Annotated in this window: 16 protein-coding genes; 7 read left to right on the top strand and 9 right to left on the bottom strand. The window is 67.3% G+C overall.

Annotation, left to right across the window (positions count from 1 at the left end; all coding sequences use genetic code 11):
• From HF680_RS09515 to sdhC, 4 genes are read right to left on the bottom strand one after another with little or no spacing between them, the layout of a single operon-like run.
• Entirely contained in the window at positions 1-795 is a 795-nt protein-coding gene (locus HF680_RS09515; RefSeq protein WP_045810997.1) for a succinate dehydrogenase iron-sulfur subunit, read from the bottom strand.
• Position 796: 1 nt separating this feature from the next.
• Complete coding sequence (gene sdhA, locus HF680_RS09520; RefSeq protein ID WP_039246736.1) at positions 797-2,581, bottom strand: succinate dehydrogenase flavoprotein subunit; 1,785 nt, start codon at positions 2,579-2,581, stop codon at positions 797-799.
• A gap of 7 nt (positions 2,582-2,588) precedes the next feature.
• Positions 2,589-2,993, bottom strand: a complete 405-nt coding sequence (gene sdhD / locus HF680_RS09525) for a succinate dehydrogenase, hydrophobic membrane anchor protein (protein WP_045810999.1) — start codon at positions 2,991-2,993, stop codon at positions 2,589-2,591.
• Positions 2,990-3,454: a succinate dehydrogenase, cytochrome b556 subunit gene (gene sdhC, locus HF680_RS09530; protein ID WP_185224885.1), complete on the bottom strand. Its 465-nt coding sequence runs from the start codon at positions 3,452-3,454 to the stop codon at positions 2,990-2,992. The genes sdhD and sdhC overlap by 4 nt, the downstream gene beginning before the upstream one ends.
• A 206-nt stretch (positions 3,455-3,660) precedes the next feature.
• Between sdhC and HF680_RS09535 the strand changes: the two genes are divergently transcribed.
• The 3 genes from HF680_RS09535 to alaS all read left to right on the top strand — a co-directional run bounded on the left by HF680_RS09535 (position 3,661) and on the right by alaS (position 8,093).
• Positions 3,661-4,254, top strand: coding sequence for a hypothetical protein (locus HF680_RS09535; RefSeq protein WP_185224886.1), 594 nt, complete (start codon positions 3,661-3,663; stop codon positions 4,252-4,254).
• Positions 4,255-4,306: 52 nt separating this feature from the next.
• A complete protein-coding gene (locus tag HF680_RS09540) occupies positions 4,307-5,167 on the top strand; it encodes a pirin family protein (RefSeq protein WP_185224887.1) in 861 nt (286 codons plus the stop codon).
• Positions 5,168-5,432: 265 nt separating this feature from the next.
• Positions 5,433-8,093: an alanine--tRNA ligase gene (gene alaS / locus HF680_RS09545; RefSeq protein WP_185224888.1), complete on the top strand. Its 2,661-nt coding sequence runs from the start codon at positions 5,433-5,435 to the stop codon at positions 8,091-8,093.
• Between the two features lie 422 nt (positions 8,094-8,515).
• Here alaS and HF680_RS09550 read toward each other — a convergent pair whose 3' ends face one another.
• From HF680_RS09550 to HF680_RS09560, 3 genes are all read right to left on the bottom strand, one after another.
• Positions 8,516-9,070 carry a DUF2939 domain-containing protein gene (locus HF680_RS09550; RefSeq protein ID WP_185224889.1) on the bottom strand — a complete coding sequence of 185 codons (555 nt, stop codon included), beginning with the start codon at positions 9,068-9,070 and terminating at the stop codon, positions 8,516-8,518.
• A 50-nt stretch (positions 9,071-9,120) separates the two neighbouring features.
• Positions 9,121-9,693, bottom strand: a complete 573-nt coding sequence (locus tag HF680_RS09555) for a DUF2939 domain-containing protein (protein ID WP_317134040.1) — start codon at positions 9,691-9,693, stop codon at positions 9,121-9,123.
• Between the two features lie 208 nt (positions 9,694-9,901).
• Positions 9,902-11,122, bottom strand: a complete 1,221-nt coding sequence (locus HF680_RS09560) for an NADP-dependent isocitrate dehydrogenase (protein ID WP_088582598.1) — start codon at positions 11,120-11,122, stop codon at positions 9,902-9,904.
• A 177-nt stretch (positions 11,123-11,299) separates the two neighbouring features.
• Between HF680_RS09560 and HF680_RS09565 the strand changes: the two genes are divergently transcribed.
• Genes HF680_RS09565 through HF680_RS09580 form a run of 4 tightly spaced genes read left to right on the top strand, consistent with a single transcriptional unit; the run spans position 11,300 to position 13,693 of the window.
• Positions 11,300-11,467: a hypothetical protein gene (locus tag HF680_RS09565; protein WP_185224891.1), complete on the top strand. Its 168-nt coding sequence runs from the start codon at positions 11,300-11,302 to the stop codon at positions 11,465-11,467.
• Positions 11,431-11,643: a hypervirulence associated TUDOR domain-containing protein gene (locus HF680_RS09570; protein ID WP_017506660.1), complete on the top strand. Its 213-nt coding sequence runs from the start codon at positions 11,431-11,433 to the stop codon at positions 11,641-11,643. Before HF680_RS09565 ends, HF680_RS09570 begins: the two co-directional genes overlap by 37 nt.
• Positions 11,640-12,788, top strand: coding sequence for a DUF1176 domain-containing protein (locus tag HF680_RS09575; protein ID WP_185224892.1), 1,149 nt, complete (start codon positions 11,640-11,642; stop codon positions 12,786-12,788). Before HF680_RS09570 ends, HF680_RS09575 begins: the two co-directional genes overlap by 4 nt.
• Positions 12,785-13,693, top strand: a complete 909-nt coding sequence (locus HF680_RS09580) for an NAD(P)/FAD-dependent oxidoreductase (RefSeq protein WP_317134043.1) — start codon at positions 12,785-12,787, stop codon at positions 13,691-13,693. Before HF680_RS09575 ends, HF680_RS09580 begins: the two co-directional genes overlap by 4 nt.
• Here HF680_RS09580 and HF680_RS09585 read toward each other — a convergent pair.
• Together HF680_RS09585 and HF680_RS09590 are read right to left on the bottom strand one after the other, a co-directional pair.
• Positions 13,690-15,510 (bottom strand): DUF885 domain-containing protein, encoded by a 1,821-nt coding sequence (locus HF680_RS09585; protein WP_185224894.1) that lies wholly within the window; start codon positions 15,508-15,510, stop codon positions 13,690-13,692. The genes HF680_RS09580 and HF680_RS09585 overlap by 4 nt on opposite strands.
• 77 nt (positions 15,511-15,587) lie before the next feature.
• On the bottom strand, positions 15,588-17,420 hold the full coding sequence (locus tag HF680_RS09590; protein WP_185224895.1) for a DUF885 domain-containing protein: 1,833 nt from the start codon (positions 17,418-17,420) through the stop codon (positions 15,588-15,590).
• Positions 17,421-17,481: the final 61 nt, after the last annotated feature.

Consider the following 17,481-nt stretch of genomic DNA (forward strand, 5'->3'; position numbering starts at 1 on the left):
TCAGGCCGCCTTCTTGCGGCTGGGCGCGACCATCAGCTTCTTGGTCTCGGCGATGGCCTTGGCCGGGTTCAGACCCTTGGGGCAGACCTGGGCGCAGTTCATGATCGTGTGGCAACGATACAGTTTGAACGGGTCTTCCAGGTCGTCCAGACGCTTCTGGGTCGCGTCGTCGCGGCTGTCAGAAATCCAGCGATAGGATTGCAGCAGGGCCGCCGGGCCAAGGTACTCTTCCTGGTTCCACCAGTAGCTGGGGCACGAGGTCGAGCAGCAGGCGCACAGGATGCACTCGTACAGGCCGTCCAGCTTCTCGCGCTCGGCCGGGGTCTGCAGACGTTCCTTCTCGGGGTCCGGCTCGTCCGATTGCAGATACGGCTGGATCGAGTCGTACTGGGCGTAGAACAGGCTCAGATCCGTCACCAGGTCCTTGACCACCGGCTGGTGGGGCAGGGGGGAGATGGTGATGGTGTTGGACGCGCACTCGTCCCAGCCCTTGGTGCAGGCCAGGGCGTTGCGCCCGTCAATATTCATCGAGCACGAGCCGCAGATGCCCTCGCGGCACGAGCGCCGGAACGACAGGGTCGGATCGATGGTGTTCTTGATGTGGATCAGGGCGTCCAGCAACATCGGGCCGTGGTCGCCGGTCGGCACCTCATAGGTGTCCCAGCGCGGATCGGCGTCGGTTTCCGGATCGTAGCGATAGACCTTGTAGGTCTTCACGTCCTTGGATCCCGGCGCGGCCTTGTGGACCTTGCCGGTCGTCGGCTTGGAGCCTCGGGGGAGAGTCAGCTGGACCATCTTAGTAAACCCGCGCCTTCGGTTCGATATACGCGATGTCGTCGGACATGGTGTAGTTGTGGACCGGACGATAATCGATCTGGACCTGCTCGCCCGGACGCTTCCACGCCAGGGTGTGCTTCATCCAGTTGACGTCGTCGCGATCGGGATAGTCTTCGCGGGCATGGGCGCCGCGCGATTCCGTGCGGTTCAGACCGCCCTCGATCGTCACCAGCGCCTGGGCGATCAGGTTGTCGTACTCCAGCGTCTCGACCAGGTCCGTATTCCAGATCAGGCCGCGATCGGTGGTCTTGATGTCGGCGCCGGCCGCCTCGATGGCGCGCAGCTTGTCGGTGCCCTGTTGCAGGGTCTCGCCGGTGCGGAACACCGCGGCATCGGCCTGCATCGCGCGCTGCATCGACAGACGCAGTTCGGCGGTCGGGGTCGAGCCGTCGGCGTAGCGGAAGCGATCCAGGCGGGCCAGGTGCTGGTCGGTCTGGCTCTTGGAGGCCGACGGCACGGCCGAGGCCTTGTCGACGACTTCACCGCAGCGCAGGCCGACGGCGCGGCCGAACACCACCAGGTCGGTCAGGGAGTTGGAGCCCAGGCGGTTGGCGCCGTGCACCGAAACGCACGCCGCCTCGCCCACGGCCATCAGGCCCGGAACCACGCTGTCGGGGTTGCCGTCGCGCAGCGTCAGGACTTCGCCGTGATAGTTCGTGGGGATGCCGCCCATGTTGTAGTGGACGGTCGGCAGGACCGGGATCGGCTCCTTGGTCACATCCACGCCGGCGAAGATCTTGGCGCTTTCAGAAATGCCCGGCAGGCGCTGGTGCAGGATCTTCGGATCCAGGTGATCCAGGTGCAGGAAGATGTGGTCCTTGTTCGGGCCCACGCCGCGACCCTCGCGGATTTCGATGGTCATGGAGCGCGAGACCATGTCGCGCGGCGCCAGGTCCTTCACGGTCGGCGCATAGCGCTCCATGAAGCGCTCGCCTTCCGAGTTGGTCAGATAGCCGCCCTCGCCGCGTGCGCCCTCGGTGATCAGGCAGCCGGCGCCATAGATGCCGGTCGGGTGGAACTGCACGAACTCCATGTCCTGCAACGGCAGGCCGGCGCGCAGCACCATCGCATTGCCGTCGCCGGTGCAGGTGTGGGCCGAGGTGGCGCTGAAGTAGGCGCGGCCGTATCCGCCGGTCGCCAGAACCACCATCTTGGCGCGGAACTGGTGAAGCTGACCGTTGTCGAGTTGCAGGGCCGTCACGCCGGTGCAGGCGCCGTCCTGCATGATCAGGTCCAGCGCGAAATATTCGACGAAGAACTTCACCTCGCGGCGCACCGACTGGCCGTACAGGGTGTGCAGGATGGCGTGGCCGGTGCGGTCGGCGGCGGCGCAGGTGCGCTGCACCGGGCCTTCGCCGAAGTTGCGGGTCATGCCGCCGAAGGCGCGCTGATAGATCTTGCCTTCTTCGGTGCGGCTGAAGGGCACGCCCCAGTGTTCCAGCTCATAGACGGCCTTGGGCGCGTTACGGACCAGATATTCGATCGAGTCCTGGTCGCCCAGCCAGTCCGACCCCTTGACGGTGTCGTACATGTGCCACTGCCAGCTGTCCTCGCCCATGTTGCCGAGCGAGGCGGAGATGCCGCCCTGGGCCGCGACGGTGTGCGAGCGCGTGGGGAAGACCTTGGTCACGCAGGCGACCTTCAGCCCCTGCTGGGCGGCACCGAGTGCGGCGCGAAGGCCCGAGCCCCCGGCGCCGACGACGACGACGTCGTATTCGTGATCGATCAGTTCGTAAGCGGCCATCAGTTGATCAGGCTCCGAAACCAGCGGGCAGCGGCGCCGAGCCCAGCGCCAGCCGCACGATGAAGAAGACGCTGGCGGCGGCCAGCACCAGGAAGACGACGTTCAGCAGCAGGACCAGAAGACCGCGCGTTCCGACGTTGGGCACGTAGTCTTCCAGAACGACTTTCCAAGCCAGGCTGACATAGCCGAAGAAGATCACCGCGGTGATCGCCATCAGGGCGGCGTTCAGCGGATTGGCGAACCAGGCCATCGCCGCGTCATAGCCGGCGCCCGCCAGGGTAAAGCCGGTCGAGGCGACCCACAGGCCCAGCGGCAACAGGGCCACCAGCAGGATGCGCTCGATCAGCCATTCGCCGGCGCCGTGGCGCTCGGAAACCTTGACGTTGTTCTTGAACTTTGCGGCGCCGCTCACAGCGAAACCCTCCCCGTGGCGAACAGCACGACCCAGAACAGCACGGCCAGCGGGATCGGCCCCCAGACGGCGATGTTCGACAGCGCAGTCGCCGACTTCACCGTCAGCCCGTTGCCGGTGTCGTTATAGGTGTGGCGCGCGCCGTTCAGGATGAAGGAGAACAGCACCACCGTCAGACCGAAGAAGACCAGCAGGCCCAGCGGCGATCCGGCCAGATCGAGCGCGCTCTGGAACGCCTCGGGCCCGAACGCCAGGGCGCCCAGCCAGGCCAGGACGAACAGCACGCCGACCGTGGCGGCGATGATGGTCGCGCGGAACAGGATCGAGGCCGCCATTGTGACGTGCCAGCGCCACACGCCCATGTGGGGCGACAGCGGCGCGATATGTCCGTTCGGTTGAGTGACGAAGCGACCCGTCCGGTCGCTTGAGGCGCCACCCGGCGTCGGGTTGGGCTGGTTCATGCGAATGGTTCTCAAAAGCGAATGAATTCAATCGCCGTGTGCGGTTGCGAAGGCTTTTGTGACCCTGTGGGGCCGGTGTCAACGCACAGACCCCCAGATCGACGGATTGTGCGGATTACGTCGGTTCCATCACGACGGATCACGATTGCGTTCCGCGCCCGTTCGACGGCTAGGCGACGCGCCGGACGATTTGGCAGGGTGGGCTCATGTTGCTGCTCGCCCTGATGTCCGCCGTCGCCCTGGAGCCCGCCATCCAGACGACAGGGCTTCTGGACGCGACGCCTGAAACCTATCGCGCGCCGGCCGTCCGTCCCTATCAGCCGCCGTCCCGTTTCGGACGCGAAACGGCCGAGGGGGACGGCGAAATCGACCTGCATCGTCGCCCTCTGACGGCTCCGGTCGCGGTCGACGACTACGCCGGCGACTATGAGTTCAGCCCCTCCGACAGCCAGACGACCTATGATCAGGGCGTCGCCCAAGCCGCGATCGACGCCGAAGCCGCGATGGGCCCGCTGGACGGCCGTTGGCGCATCACCCAGCCGGACGGAACACCCTTGCTGTCGCTGTCCCTGACCGACCGGGGCGAGGGCCGTCGGGTCGAGGGCGCCTGGCGAAGTCTGGACGCGCCGCCCGGGATCGACCGAATGGGCTTCGCCGGCCCGGTCTCGACCCAGGGCGAGGTCGTTGTCATTCCCCTGTCGGAGGGCGAACTGCATCTGCATCCGGCGTTGAATGGCTGGGCCGGCGAATGGATCCGGGACGGCCGCGCCCGTCCCGTCACGGCGACCCGTTCAGGCTGATCTCGGCGCCCGTGATCTCGCCACCGCCGATCCGCCACCCTATATGTAGCGAATGACCCAGACCCGTTCCGTCCTTCGCCTGCATCCCGCCCATCGCGACGACATCGGCGACCTGACCACCCGCCGTCCGGTGCCGGGCCCCGGCGTGGACCAGATCGATCCCTTCCTGTTCCTGAACCACCATGGGCCCCAGACCTATGCGCCGGGCAACGCCGGCCTGCCGTTCGGTCCGCATCCGCACCGGGGCTTAGAGACCGTCACCTTCATTCTGGATGGCGAGCTGGCCCACAACGATTCCGGCGGCGGCGAGAGCATCATCAAGGCGGGCGGCATCCAGTGGATGACCGCCGGCTCGGGCCTGATCCACGCCGAATTGTCGCCGGCCGCCTTCAAGCGCGACGGCGGGCCGATGGAAATCCTGCAGCTGTGGGTCAACCTGCCCTCGCGGCTGAAGATGACCAGGCCGGATTATGTGGGCCTGCAGAAATCCGACATCCCGACCTTCACGACCGAGGCTGGCGTCACGGTCGAGCCGGTCTCCGGCGACTGGCTGGGCGTCAAGGCGCCCATCCAGTCTTTGATCGACATCCATCTGGCCGTCGTGCGCCTGCCTGCCGGCGCGACGTTCGAGACGTCCGTCGCGCCCGGCCGCAACGTCTTCCTGTATGGCGTCAAGGGCGAGATCGCCGTCGCCGGAACGCCGGTGCCGCAATGGAACCTCGCCGCCCTGTCCGACGGCGATGCGGTCCGGATCACGGCGACCACCGACGCCGTCGTCCTGCTGGGCCACGCCGATCCCATCGGCGAGCCGGTCTTTAGCCATGGCCCCTTCGTCATGAACACGCGCGACGAGATCATCCAGGCGATCCAGGACTACCAGTCCGGCAAGTTCGGCCCGCCGCCGAGGGTGTAAGGCGATCCTCCCCCGCCCAGCGGGGGAGGGGGACCGCGAAGCGGTGGAGGGGGCGACCGCATCATCGATGTTGAAAGTCTCATTCAGGCACCGTGGGATTTTCGCCCCCTCCACCACGCTACGCGCGGTCCCCCTCCCCCTTTCCGCTGCGCTCCTAGGGGGAGGATCTTATGCGCACGCCTCTCCCCGCGCAGATGATGCGCTCCCCGCCAAAACCCTATATGACGCCGGTTCCTAGCGACCGCCCCAGCCGAAGACACGCCGAATGCCCAGCCTGAACGAGATCCGCGCCACCTACCTCGACTATTTCGCGGCGGACGGCCACGCCAAGGTCCATTCGGCCCCGCTGGTGCCGCAGAACGATCCGTCGCTGCTCTTCGTCAATGCGGGCATGGTGCCGTTCAAGGACTATTTCACCGGCGCCGCCAAGCCGCCCTATCCGCGCGCGACCAGCTCGCAGAAATGCGTGCGCGCCGGGGGCAAGCACAACGACCTGGACAACGTCGGCTACACCGCCCGCCACCTGACCTTCTTCGAGATGCTGGGCAACTTCTCCTTCGGCGACTACTTCAAGGAACACGCCATCGAGAAGGCGTGGAACCTGGTCACCCAGGATTTCGACCTGGACCCCAAACGTCTCCTGGTCACCGTCTATATCGATGACGACGAGGCCGCCGCGATCTGGAAGAAGGTCACCGGCTTCTCCGACGACAAGATCATCCGCATCGCCGGCTCGGACAACTTCTGGGCCATGGGCGACTCGGGCCCCTGCGGTCCCTGCACCGAAATCTTCTGGGATCACGGCGACAAGATCGCCGGCGGCCCTCCCGGTTCGCCGGACGAGGACGGCGACCGCTACGTCGAAATCTGGAACAACGTCTTCATGCAGTATGAGAAGGAGAACGATCAGATCGTTCGCAACCTTCCCAAACCCAGCGTGGACACCGGCATGGGTCTGGAACGGATGACCACCGTGCTCCAGGGCGTGCATTCGGTCTTCGAAACCGACCTGTTCAAGACCCTGATCGCCGCGTCCGAAGACGCCACCTCGACCAAGGCGGACGGCGATCAGGCCGCCAGCCACCGCGTCATCGCCGACCACCTGCGCTCGTCGTCCTTCCTGATCGCCGACGGCGTCACCCCGTCCAACGAAGGCCGGGGCTATGTGCTGCGCCGCATCATGCGCCGCGCCATGCGTCACGCCCACCTGCTGGGCGCCGCCGACCCCTTGATGCACCGTCTGGTCCCGACCCTGGTCGCCCAGATGGGCGACGCCTATCCCGAACTGGCTCGCGCCCAGCCCTTCATCGAGGACACGCTGAAGCAGGAAGAGGTCCGCTTCCGCACCACGCTCGGTCGCGGCATGGCCCTGTTCGACACGGCGGTTCAGGGCTTCCGTCCCGGCGACATGCTGGACGGCCAGACCGCCTTCACCCTGTCCGACACCTACGGCTTCCCGCTGGACCTGACCCAGGACGAGGCCCGTCGTCGCGGCTTCTCGGTCAATGTCGACGGCTTTGAGGCCGCCATGGCCGAGCAGCGCCAGCGGTCGCGCGAAAACTGGAAGGGCTCGGGCCAGACCGCCAACACCAACGAATGGCTGGCGATCCGCGACCGGATGGGGCCGACCGTCTTCACCGGCTATGACAATATCGAAGGCTCGGGCGAGGTCCTGGCCCTGATGAACGCCGGCGCGCCGGTCGAGACGGCCGAGGCCGGCGACATCGTCGAAGTGTTGTTCGACACCACCCCCTTCTATGCCGAAAGCGGCGGCCAGGCCGGCGATCACGGGACACTGGAGTGGCCGGGCGGGGAAGCCGAGGTCATCGACGTGCGCAAACACGCCGGCGATCTGCACGTCCTGGTGGCCCAGGTCACGGCCGGCAAGCTGGAGATCGGAACCCGCGCCGCCCAGTTGGTGGACGCCGAGAAGCGCCGCACCAGCCGCGCGAACCACTCCGCCGCCCACCTGCTGCATACGGCCCTGAAGAATGTGCTCGGCCCCGCAGTCGCCCAGAAGGGTCAACTGGTCGACGCCGAGCGCGCCCGTTTCGACTTCAGCCACGGCGCCCCGCTCACCGAGGCCGAACTGTCGGCCATCGAGACCGAGGTCAACGCCGTCATCCGCCAGAACGTCCCGGCGGAGACGAAACTGATGGCCCCGCAGGAGGCGATCGAGGCCGGCGCCATCGCCCTCTTCGGCGAGAAATATGGCGACGAGGTCCGCGTCCTGACGCTAGGCCGCTCGCTGGTCAGCGACAACGCCCCCTATTCGGTTGAACTGTGCGGCGGCACCCACGTCGCCCGCACCGGCGACATCGCCCTGTTCAAGATCGTTCAGGAAACCGGCGTCGCCGCCGGCGTGCGCCGCATCGAGGCCCTGACCGGCGAGGCCGCGCGTCAGTATCTGCTGGCCCAGGCCGGCGTCGCCCGTTCGCTGGCCCAGAGCTTCAAGGTCCAGACCGCCGACGTCCCGGCCCGCGTCGACAGCCTGACCGCCTCGGTCAAATCACTGGAGAAACAGGTCGCCGAGCTGAAGAAGCAACTGGCCCTGGGCGGCGGCTCGGGCGCGGCGTCCACGCCTGAGGAGATCAACGGCGTCAAACTGATGGCCCGCGTGCTGGACGGCGTGGACGGCAAGGGTCTGCGCGGGGTCGCCGAAGACTTCAGGAAACAGGTCGGCACCGGCGTCGTCGCCCTGATCGGCGTCACCGAGGGCAAGGCTGCCGTCACCGTCGCCGTGACCTCGGACCTTGCCGGGACTGGGGCCGACCGCGTCAACGCCGCCGACCTGGCCCGCGCCGCCGTCATCGCCATGGGCGGCCAGGGCGCCGGCGGCAAACCCGACTTCGCCCAAGGCGGCGCCCCCGACGGCTCCAAGGCCGAAGACGGCTTGGCGGCGGTTCGGAACGCGTTGGCAGGCTAATCACCGCGCTGTCGTCATCCTCCGGTCCGCGCAGCGGAACCGGGGGACCCAGCGGCGCGCGGGAGCGCGACACTGTCGCGGCATGGTTGGCTGACCGTCAGCGCCCCGGAAAGATCGCCTTCGGCGCCGCTGGGTCCCCCGGTCTGCGCCGCAAGCGGCTTGCCGGAGGATGACGAAAGATCCTGGCGACGAGGCTCGTCCCGTCACAATCTTCATTGGCATGCCAAGCGATATCAAACGCTTATCCGGTCGCAGCGTCCGCTTCCTGAGCATGCCGTAGGGACGGCCTATACTCCGCGCTCACCACAGAGGAGGCCGCACCCAAGGCAAAGTGCACCAATTGCACTCACTTTCTGATCGGCCCCCCGCCGTCCAATCAGACGAATTAGACACTTTAGACGGTGTTTTTGTGCCCGACCGTCTCAACCCATCGGGTCGGGCGTCAGGTCCACCCCGGCCAGCTTCCAGGTAAACGGCGTCCGGCGTTCCATGATCAGCACCAGCGCATCGTCCGGCCGGTCGTCACGCGTCAGGGTGACGGCGAAGGTGTTGAGCCCGCGATAGGCCCAGGACTGGCGGATCTTGTCCTTGTCTGCGGCTGGCGTGTCGTCTGCGGGCACGGGCCGTTCCGGCTCGGGCGTCTCGCCGGAGCGGACCATGGCGGCGATGCCTTGCGGCGTGACGAAGTTGTCGACTGCGCCCTCGACCAGCGATGGGGCCAGCAGCATGCCCAGCGCCGCCAGGCCCGTGTCGCCCTTGGTCCGGTTGCGGATTTCCAGGGCGGCGCGCGCGTTCAGCTCGCTCTTCAGGCTGGTGCGGAACGCCGGGAAGTCCACCTGCCGCTCCAGTCCGGCCGCATCCCCGGTCCGCGCGGCCCGCACCAGCGCCTGGGCGGCGATGAAGGGCGAGACGAACAGGGCGACGACCACGCCGATGACGATGGCGATCAGGGCTCCGGTGATGATCTTGCGGCTCATGTCGTCTCCTTGGAACGCCAACGCAGGCTGGGCGGCGTCGGTTGCCGGGTTTATCGCGGGGTGACGGTGACGGCCGGGGCCGTCCCGTCGGGCAGGCCGATGTGAACCAGCTTCCACTCGAACGGCCCGCGCCGCTCGAAGGTGAACAGGGTGCGCGACCCGCCCTGATCCGTCACCGCCATGCGCGCCCGGTTGACGCTCCAGTAGGCGGGGTTGGGCCAGGGCTTGCGGCTGCGCTCCGAGGCCGGCGCTATCCCCGCTGAGGTGCGCTGGCTGGCGTATCGGCCCTCGCCCTTCAGCAAGGCGCCGAGGGCGGCGGGCGTCAGATAGGCGTCGACGTCCGGCTGGCGCAGGATCGGGTTCTGCTCGATCTGACGCCGGAAGGCGCCGATGGGGTCTTCCAGGAAGGACGGCGCCGGCGCCATCGCCTCGGGCCGTCCCGCCAGCTGCGGCCGCAACGACTGGCGCACCGCGTTGAAGTCGATCAGCCGCGCCAGCCCCGCCACGTCGTTCGCCTCGGCCGCCGACCGAATGGCGAAGAAGGCCACCGCGGGCGCCGCGAAGAAGGACAGCACCGCCACGACCACCGCCGCCAGCACCAGGTTTCCGAACAGCCGCTTCACGAACGCATCCTCATTACCGCCGATCATGCACGCCCCGGCCCTTCGCACAACGAAAAGCCCCGCCGGAGCGATCCGACGGGGCCATTCTTGTTTGTCCTATCGCGCTTCGCGCTGCTTGAGGACATTCCTCCCCAGCGAAGCGGGGGAGGGGGACCACGCGCAGCGTGGTGGAGGGGGCGGACGCCGCACGGACGTCCGCCGCCTAGCCTCAGCCCACGTCCGGCAGAGCGGTCTTCAGGTTCTCGGCGACCTTGTCGAGGAAGCCCTCGGTGGTCAGCCAGCCCTGCTGATCGCCGACCAGCAGCGCCAGGTCCTTGGTCATGAAGCCGGCTTCGACGGTGTCCACGACCACCTTCTCCAGGGTGTCGGCGAACTGGTCCAGGGCGGCGTTGCCGTCCAGCTTGGCGCGGTGCTTGAAGCCGCGCGTCCAGGCGAAGATCGAGGCGATCGAGTTGGTCGAGGTGGCCTCGCCCTTCTGATGTTGGCGATAGTGGCGGGTCACGGTGCCGTGGGCGGCTTCTGTCTCCAGCACCTTGCCGTCCGGCGTCATCAGGACCGAGGTCATCAGGCCCAGCGAGCCGAAGCCCTGGGCCACGACGTCCGACTGCACGTCGCCGTCGTAGTTCTTGCACGCCCAGACGAAGCCGCCGGACCACTTCATCGCAGCGGCGACCATGTCGTCGATCAGGCGGTGCTCATAGGTCAGGCCGCGCGCCTTGAACTCGGCGGCGTAGTGTTCGTCGAACACTTCCTGGAACAGGTCCTTGAAGCGGCCGTCATAGGCTTTCAGGATCGTGTTCTTGGTCGACAGATAGACCGGGTAGTTGCGCTGCAGGCCATAGGCGAAGCTGGCGTGGGCGAACTCGCGGATCGAGGCGTCCTGGTTGTACATGGCCATGGCCACGCCGGCGCCCGGGGCCTTGTAGACCTCGTGCTCGATCACTTCGCCGTCCTCGCCGACGAACTTGATCGTCAGGGTGCCGGGGCCAGGCATCAGGAAGTCGGTGGCCTTGTACTGGTCGCCGAAGGCGTGACGGCCGACGACGATCGGCTGGGTCCAGCCCGGAACCAGGCGCGGCACGTTCGAGCAGATGATCGGCTCGCGGAAGACCACGCCGCCCAGGATGTTGCGGATGGTGCCGTTCGGCGACTTCCACATCTTCTTCAGGCCGAACTCCTTCACCCGCGCCTCGTCCGGGGTGATGGTGGCGCACTTCACGCCGACGCCGTGCTTCTGGATCGCGTGGGCCGCGTCGATCGTCACCTGATCGTCGGTGGCGTCGCGGTGCTCCATGCCCAGGTCGTAGTAGTCCAGCTCCAGATCTAGGAACGGGAAGACCAGCTTGTCCTTGATCATCTGCCAGATGATGCGGGTCATTTCGTCGCCGTCGATGTCGACGATGGGGTTTTCGACCTTGATCTTGGCCATGCGTGCGGTCCGCCTGTGACTGTGGGGAAGGGAATGTCGTGGCGGCGGTATAGCGAGGCCGCGCGCCCGCGCAAACCCCGCCGCCCGTCGTCACCGCCAGGAATAACGCAGATCGTTCCTGAACCCTTTGCCGCCCCCGGACTTCTCTTGAACCCAGCAACAGAGACGGACGGCAGGATGACGGAGGAAGAGCGCCAGCTGGTGGATCGCTGGATCGTCACCTTCTGCGAGGCGCCGCCCGTGATCGATGCGGAACTGATGCGCAGGCTGATCGCTGAACAGGAAGCGAAACAGCAGGAAGCACAGTCATGTCAGAAAAGACGTTCAAGGCCGGCGACAAGGTGAAGTGGGACCACAGCCAGGGCACAACGACCGGCAAGGTGGTCAAGAAGGTCACCTCGGAGACCAAGATCAAGGGCCACAAGGTTGCGGCCTCCAAGGATAATCCGGAGTATATCGTCGAGAGCGCCAAGACCGGCGCACGCGCGGCGCACAAGCCGTCGGAGTTGAAGAAGGCATGACCCTGAACGGCCTGTCGCGCGGCGTCGCCCTTTCGGCCCTTGTCCTGTCTGCGCTGTCCATCGCTGGATGCGGTGACAAGGATGTGGGCAAGACGCCTGCCGCGACCAAGGCCGCCAACCCATCTGCACCGGCCGCTGCTGCGCCGGTGCTGCAGATCCGCCCTGAAACCAAGACCTTCCGCGACTGGAGCGCCACCTGCGGCAATGATGGGACCTGCTGGGCCTTCGGCTTTGCGCCAGAGTTCGCCGCCGGCTGGGTTCGTATCACCCTGGCGCCGGGCCCTGACGCCCAGCCCCAAATCCTCTTCGGCTATTGGCCCGACGGCGAGGCCAAGGGCGCCGGCCCCCTCAGCCTGACCATCGACGGCCGCGCCTATCCGGCCGTCTTGGGCGCAACGAGTGACGCCGAGGCGCCCGTCGGTGAAATCCGCAACGGCGCCCGTACCGCCCTCGACGCCTTGGCCCAGGGCAAGGTCATGATCATTCGCGGCGCCTCGACCCAGGAGGTGTCGCTGCACGGCGCCGCCGCCGCCCTGTTGTGGATCGACGAGAAGCAGGGACGTCTGGATACGCCAACTGCCCTGATCCGACGCGGCGACCGTCCGGCCGCCCTTGTGCCGGTCGCGCCGTCGCTGCCGACCGTCACCCCCGCCCCGGCCGTCGATCAGGCCGGGTTCGGCGATCAGAACCAGCGCCTGCCCGCCGCGCTGCGCGCCCGCACCGAGGTCGGCGATTGCCTAAAGGAATCCGCCACGCCCGACATCAGCGACATGGTCATGTCCGCTCGCTTGGACGCCCGCACCGAGCTGTGGGCCGTGCCCTGCGGCGCCGGCGCCTATAACCTGACTCATAACTGGTATCTGACGGGGCCGGGCGGTCGTGACCCGCGACCTGCGGTCCTCGCCGGATCGGAAGGGTCGGGATCCGATCCGGTCATGCCCGACAATTCGACCATCAACGGCGCCTATGATCCCAAGACCCGCACCCTGTCGGCCTTCGCCAAGGCGCGCGGCCTCGGCGATTGCGGCGCGGCGCAGACCTGGGCTTGGACAGGCCAAGGCTTCACCCTGACGCAGGAAAGCGTGATGGGCGAATGCGCCGGCGTGCCGTCCGACCTGTGGCCTGTCAGTTGGCGCACGCGGTGACCGATCCGGAGGTTCTGATCATCGGCGCCGGCCCGGCCGGCCTGACGGCGGCGACGTATCTGGGTCGCTTTCGTCGGCGGACCCTGGTGGTGGATGGCGGCGCGCCGCGCGCCTGCTGGATTCCGCTCAGCCACAATATGCCGGGCTTTCCCGCCGGCGTCACCGGCGCGGACATCCTCAAGCGGATGCGCGAACAGGCCGAGGAGTATGGCGCGGTCGTCGAACCGGGTCGCGTCCAGCGGCTGACCCAGGACGGAGACGTCTTCGTCGCCGATATGGATGGCCGCGCCGTTCGCGCTCGCGTCGTCCTGCTGGCGACCGGCGTCGTCGATCATCATCCCGACTTGCCGGGCGTCGAGGACGCGGTGCGCAAGGCGTTGGTCCGCATCTGTCCGATCTGCGACGGCTATGAGGCGACCGACAAGGCCGTCGCCATCATCGGCCAGAGCGACAAGGGGGCGCGAGAGGCCGCCTTCATGCGCACCTATTCCGACCGTGTGACCCTGATCCATATTGGCGCGCCCGACGCGCTCAGCCGGCGTGACGAACTGGAACGGCTCGGCGTCGAACTGATTCTGGCGCCGCTGGACGCGATCGACATCGAGAACGACCGGGTGACGGCGCTGAGCTACGCCGGCCAGAGTCGCGCATTTGATTTGGTCTATTCGGCGCTGGGCACATCGCCGAACGCCGAACTGGCCCGGGGGCTGGGCGCGCGTCTGGCCGACGACGGCCGGTTGGAGGTCGATCTGCATCAGGCCACCAGCGTGCTGGGCCTGTATGCCGCCGGCGACGTCGTGCGCGGCCTCAACCAGATCGCCGTTGCGACCGCCGAAGCCGCCGTCGCCGCCACCGACATCCACAACCGCCTGCGCCAGGCCGACGGCCTGACCGTCGCCGACTAGGCCTGTCCTCGGACCACGCGTTCGAGGACGGCCAAGGGCAAGGATCCGTTCTCCAGCACCTTGTCGTGGAAGGCCCGCAGGTCGAAGCCGGGCCGGCCTTCGGCCTCCTTGCGCAGGCGCGCGATGACGGTGTGGCCGACCTTGTACGCGCAGGCCTGGCCGGGCCAGACGCAGTATCGGTTGATCTCGCTGTTGGACGCGTCCAACGGCTTGACGCCCGAGGCCGCCATATAGTCGACCGCCTGTTCACGGCTCCAGCGCTCGGAATGCAGGCCCGTGTCCACCACCAATCGCACGGCCCGGAACAGATAGGACATCAGGAAGCCGACCCGGCCCAATGGATTGCCAGCATAGACATCCAGATCGTCAGCCGCCACCGCTTCGGCATACAGAGCCCAGCCTTCGTTATAGGCCGAGAAGCCGCCCGCCCGTCGCCACTGGGGCAGTTCGCCGGACTCGCGCTGCAGCGCCACCTGAAGGTGATGCCCCGGCGACGCCTCGTGATAGGTCAAGGTCGGCAAGGCGAAGCGCGGCCAATTTCCGCTGTCGCGCAGGTTGATGTAATAGGCCCCCGGCCGCGATCCATCCAGCGGCGGTCCCTGATAGTAGCCGCCCGGCGCGCCCGACTGGATCGAGACCGGCACGCGCCGGATCTCGACGTGGGACCTGGGCAGACGGCCGAACACCTGGGGCAGTTTCGGCTCCAGATCGGCGACCAGCATGTTCAGCCAGGCCAGCAGTTCGGCCTTGCCTGCATCGGTATTGGCGAACAGCTGGGCCGGTTCTTTATTCAGAGCCTGGATGCGTTCGCCGACCGTGCCCTGCGTATAGCCCTGCGCCTTCAGGATGGCGTCGATCTCGGCGCTGATCTCGGCGACCTGTTCGCGGCCCAGAGCGTGGATTTCCTTGGCCGTCAAAGTGGTGGTCGTGTTGGCCTTCAGCCCGGCGGCGTAGAAGGCCTCGCCGTCCGGCAGGCGCCAGACCCCGGCGTCGTGAGTGGCGCGCGGGCGCAGAGCCTCCAGCGCTTCGATCTGGGCGGCTAGGGCCGGCTTGACCTTCTGATCGACAATAGCGGCGGCGCGGGCGTCATAACCGGTCAGGTTCAGTCCGGCGTTCTTGCGCGCCAAAGACTTCAGCATGGCCAGATCGGCGGCGGGCGTGTCGTGCAGGGTGCGAATCTGCGGCAGCATCCGGTCGATGATGAAGTCCGGCGGAATGACGCCCAGACCCGCGTCCTCCTGAATCTTGGCCGTCTCGCCCTCCAGCACGCTGGAGAAGGACTCGAGCCGCGACAGGAAGGCGTCGGCGCCCGCCGAGTCTTCGATCCGGTGCTGGTTATCGAGGAAGTCGGGCGTGCTGAAATAGGCGCCCGACAGCTGGGTCACGATATAGGGCGACGGCCGTCCCGGTCCCGATCCGTAGTCGAAGCGCGCCGTCTGGGCCGCCGTTTCGGCCCCGAAAGCGGCGATGGCGTAGTTCAGCGCCCCGGCCGGCGACAAGCCGCTCTGATCGAAGGCGTCCAACTGCGCCCAGCGGCTCACAGCCTTCTGACGATCCTTGCGGATGGCGGCCGGTCCGGCTTCGCTGAGTTTCGCCGAAAGCCCCGCCCGCGCGCCGCGGTCCAGGCCAAGGTTGGTCGCACCCTCCGGATTTTCGTCGATGTCCGCTTCGAACCAGCCGTCCAGCAGGCTGTTCAGGCGCGCATCTGCATCGGCGGCGGTCGTCTGGGTCTGGGTCTGGGCTTGGGCCTGCGCTGCGGCGGGGGCGACCGCAGCCGTGGCGGCGGCGGTCAGCAGAAGTCGGCGACGATCGAGCATGCGGCAACTCTCAAAGGGCGGACGCGTCGCGCCGACGCATCCCGATCCTCTTTGTCGGCCCGGCGCGGCCGCGGGGCTCAGGCCTGGGTCGCGACCCAGCCGTCGACGATCCGTTCCAGCACCGACAGGGGCACGCCGCCGGCGGCGAGGGCGGTGTCATGGAAGCCCTTGATATCAAACTTGAACCCCAGGCTGGTCTTGGCCTTTTCGCGCAGGCGGACCCATTCGTTGTGACCGACCTTGTAGGCGCAGGCCTGGCCCGGCCAGCCGCAATAGCGTTCGACCTCGGACGTCGCCGCGCCCTCCTGATCGCCATAGGCCTCCATCATGTAGCGGATGCCCTCTTCGCGGCTCCAGCCCTTGGAATGGATGCCGGTGTCGACGACCAGGCGCGCGGCACGGAACATCAGCGATTGCAGGTAGCCGATCTGACCGACCGGGTCGTTCTCATAGGCGCCCAGTTCGTCGGCCAGCTGTTCGGCGTATAGCCCCCAGCCCTCGACGTAGGACGAGAAGCCCAGCAGGTTCATCAGCAGCGGCGCCGACTCGCTCTCCTGCTGCAGGCTGATCTGCAAGTGGTGGCCCGGCGTCGCCTCGTGATAGGTCAGGGTCGGCAGGGTCCAGGACGGCCATTCCGCCGTGTCCTTCAGATTGATCCAGTAGATGCCGGGCCGCGTGCCATCCAGGCTGGGCGAGTTGTAATAGCCCATCGGCGCGCCGGCCTCGATCTCGGGCGGGACGCGCTTGATCTCGACCTTGGCCTTGGGCAGGCGGCCGAAGGCGTTGGGCAGACGGGCCTGCATGTCGGCCATCTGGGCGTTCAGCTTGGCGATCAGCTCGGCCTTGCCGGCGTCTGTGTTGGCGTAGACGTATTTGGGATCGTCCCCCAGGGCCTTGATCCGCTCGGCGACGGAACCCTGTGTCAGGCCTTGCGCCTTCAGCAGGACATCGGCGCGCGCCGTCAGATCCGCCATCTGTTCCACGCCGACGCGGTGGATCTCGTCGGCGGTCAACCGGGTCGTGGTGATGTAGCGCAGGCTGTTGGCGTAATACTGCTCGCCCTGCGGCAGGCGGCGCACCGAGGCCTCGTGCACGGCGTTAGGTTGGGCGGCCTTGAGCACGGCGTTCTGGGCGGCCAGGGCCGGATAGACCCGCTCGGTCACAAGCCGTTCGACCTGGGCGCCCCAGTCGCCGGTCAGGCCCTTGGCGCGGGCGCGGTCGACAACCGACTGGGTCAGGGGCGAGGTCGCCGCCGGCGTCGCCAGGACGCCGTCCTGCTGGCGGATGGCCTTAGCCAGGATGAAGTCGGGCGGGATGACGCCCAGCGCATAGTCTTCCTTCAGTCGATCCGTCTCGGCCAGCAGAACGTCGGCGAAGGCGTTGACGCGGGCGACATAGGCGTCGGCGTCGGCGGCCGTCTCGATGGTGTGCTGGTTGGCCAGGAAGTCGGGCGTGGACTGATAGGCTCCGCCCTGCTGGCTGACGCGGTACGGATTGGGCCAGCCGCCCTGGCCGTAAGGGATGTCGTAAGTGGCGATCACCCCGTCCAGATTCTGGGTCAGGCTGTCGTAGTAGTTGGCGTTGCGTGCATCGAGTTTGGAGCGGTCGATGCGGGCCAGTTCGGCGCGTTGGCGACGGGTGAAGGCGCGCTGGTCGTCTTCTTCGGCGCGGGTCGGAACAGTCAGCTTGGACTTGGCGGCGGCGCGGTCGCCCTTGTCCAGGCCGAACATGGTGACGACCTCGGGGCTCTTGTCCAGCGTCTGCTCGAACGTGGCGTCCATGAAGGTCTTCAACTGGGCGGCGGCGTCGCCCTGAGACGCCCCGGCCTGACGCGCGAAGGTAGGTCCGCCCACGGCGACGAGACCGGCGCCCAGGGCGGCGGACTGAAGAAGACGACGACGATCGAACATGGAACGGCCCCTCGAAACTGGATGCGGCAATGGAAACCGCATGGGCCGAAGCGGCAAGTGA

It is taken from the genome of Brevundimonas huaxiensis (assembly GCF_014218725.1).
Classification (GTDB): domain Bacteria; phylum Pseudomonadota; class Alphaproteobacteria; order Caulobacterales; family Caulobacteraceae; genus Brevundimonas; species Brevundimonas huaxiensis.

Bases quoted from the DNA above. Each gene is read 5' to 3' on its own strand.
- HF680_RS09515 (WP_045810997.1), bottom strand. From the start codon at position 795: ATGGTCCAGCTGACTCTCCCCCGAGGCTCCAAGCCGACGACCGGCAAG.
- sdhA (WP_039246736.1), bottom strand. From the start codon at position 2,581: ATGGCCGCTTACGAACTGATCGATCACGAATACGACGTCGTCGTCGTC.
- sdhC (WP_185224885.1), bottom strand. From the start codon at position 3,454: ATGAACCAGCCCAACCCGACGCCGGGTGGCGCCTCAAGCGACCGGACG.
- HF680_RS09535 (WP_185224886.1), top strand. From the start codon at position 3,661: ATGTTGCTGCTCGCCCTGATGTCCGCCGTCGCCCTGGAGCCCGCCATC.
- HF680_RS09540 (WP_185224887.1), top strand. From the start codon at position 4,307: ATGACCCAGACCCGTTCCGTCCTTCGCCTGCATCCCGCCCATCGCGAC.
- alaS (WP_185224888.1), top strand. From the start codon at position 5,433: ATGCCCAGCCTGAACGAGATCCGCGCCACCTACCTCGACTATTTCGCG.
- HF680_RS09550 (WP_185224889.1), bottom strand. From the start codon at position 9,070: ATGAGCCGCAAGATCATCACCGGAGCCCTGATCGCCATCGTCATCGGC.
- HF680_RS09560 (WP_088582598.1), bottom strand. From the start codon at position 11,122: ATGGCCAAGATCAAGGTCGAAAACCCCATCGTCGACATCGACGGCGAC.
- HF680_RS09565 (WP_185224891.1), top strand. From the start codon at position 11,300: ATGACGGAGGAAGAGCGCCAGCTGGTGGATCGCTGGATCGTCACCTTC.
- HF680_RS09570 (WP_017506660.1), top strand. From the start codon at position 11,431: ATGTCAGAAAAGACGTTCAAGGCCGGCGACAAGGTGAAGTGGGACCAC.
- HF680_RS09575 (WP_185224892.1), top strand. From the start codon at position 11,640: ATGACCCTGAACGGCCTGTCGCGCGGCGTCGCCCTTTCGGCCCTTGTC.
- HF680_RS09585 (WP_185224894.1), bottom strand. From the start codon at position 15,510: ATGCTCGATCGTCGCCGACTTCTGCTGACCGCCGCCGCCACGGCTGCG.
- HF680_RS09590 (WP_185224895.1), bottom strand. From the start codon at position 17,420: ATGTTCGATCGTCGTCGTCTTCTTCAGTCCGCCGCCCTGGGCGCCGGT.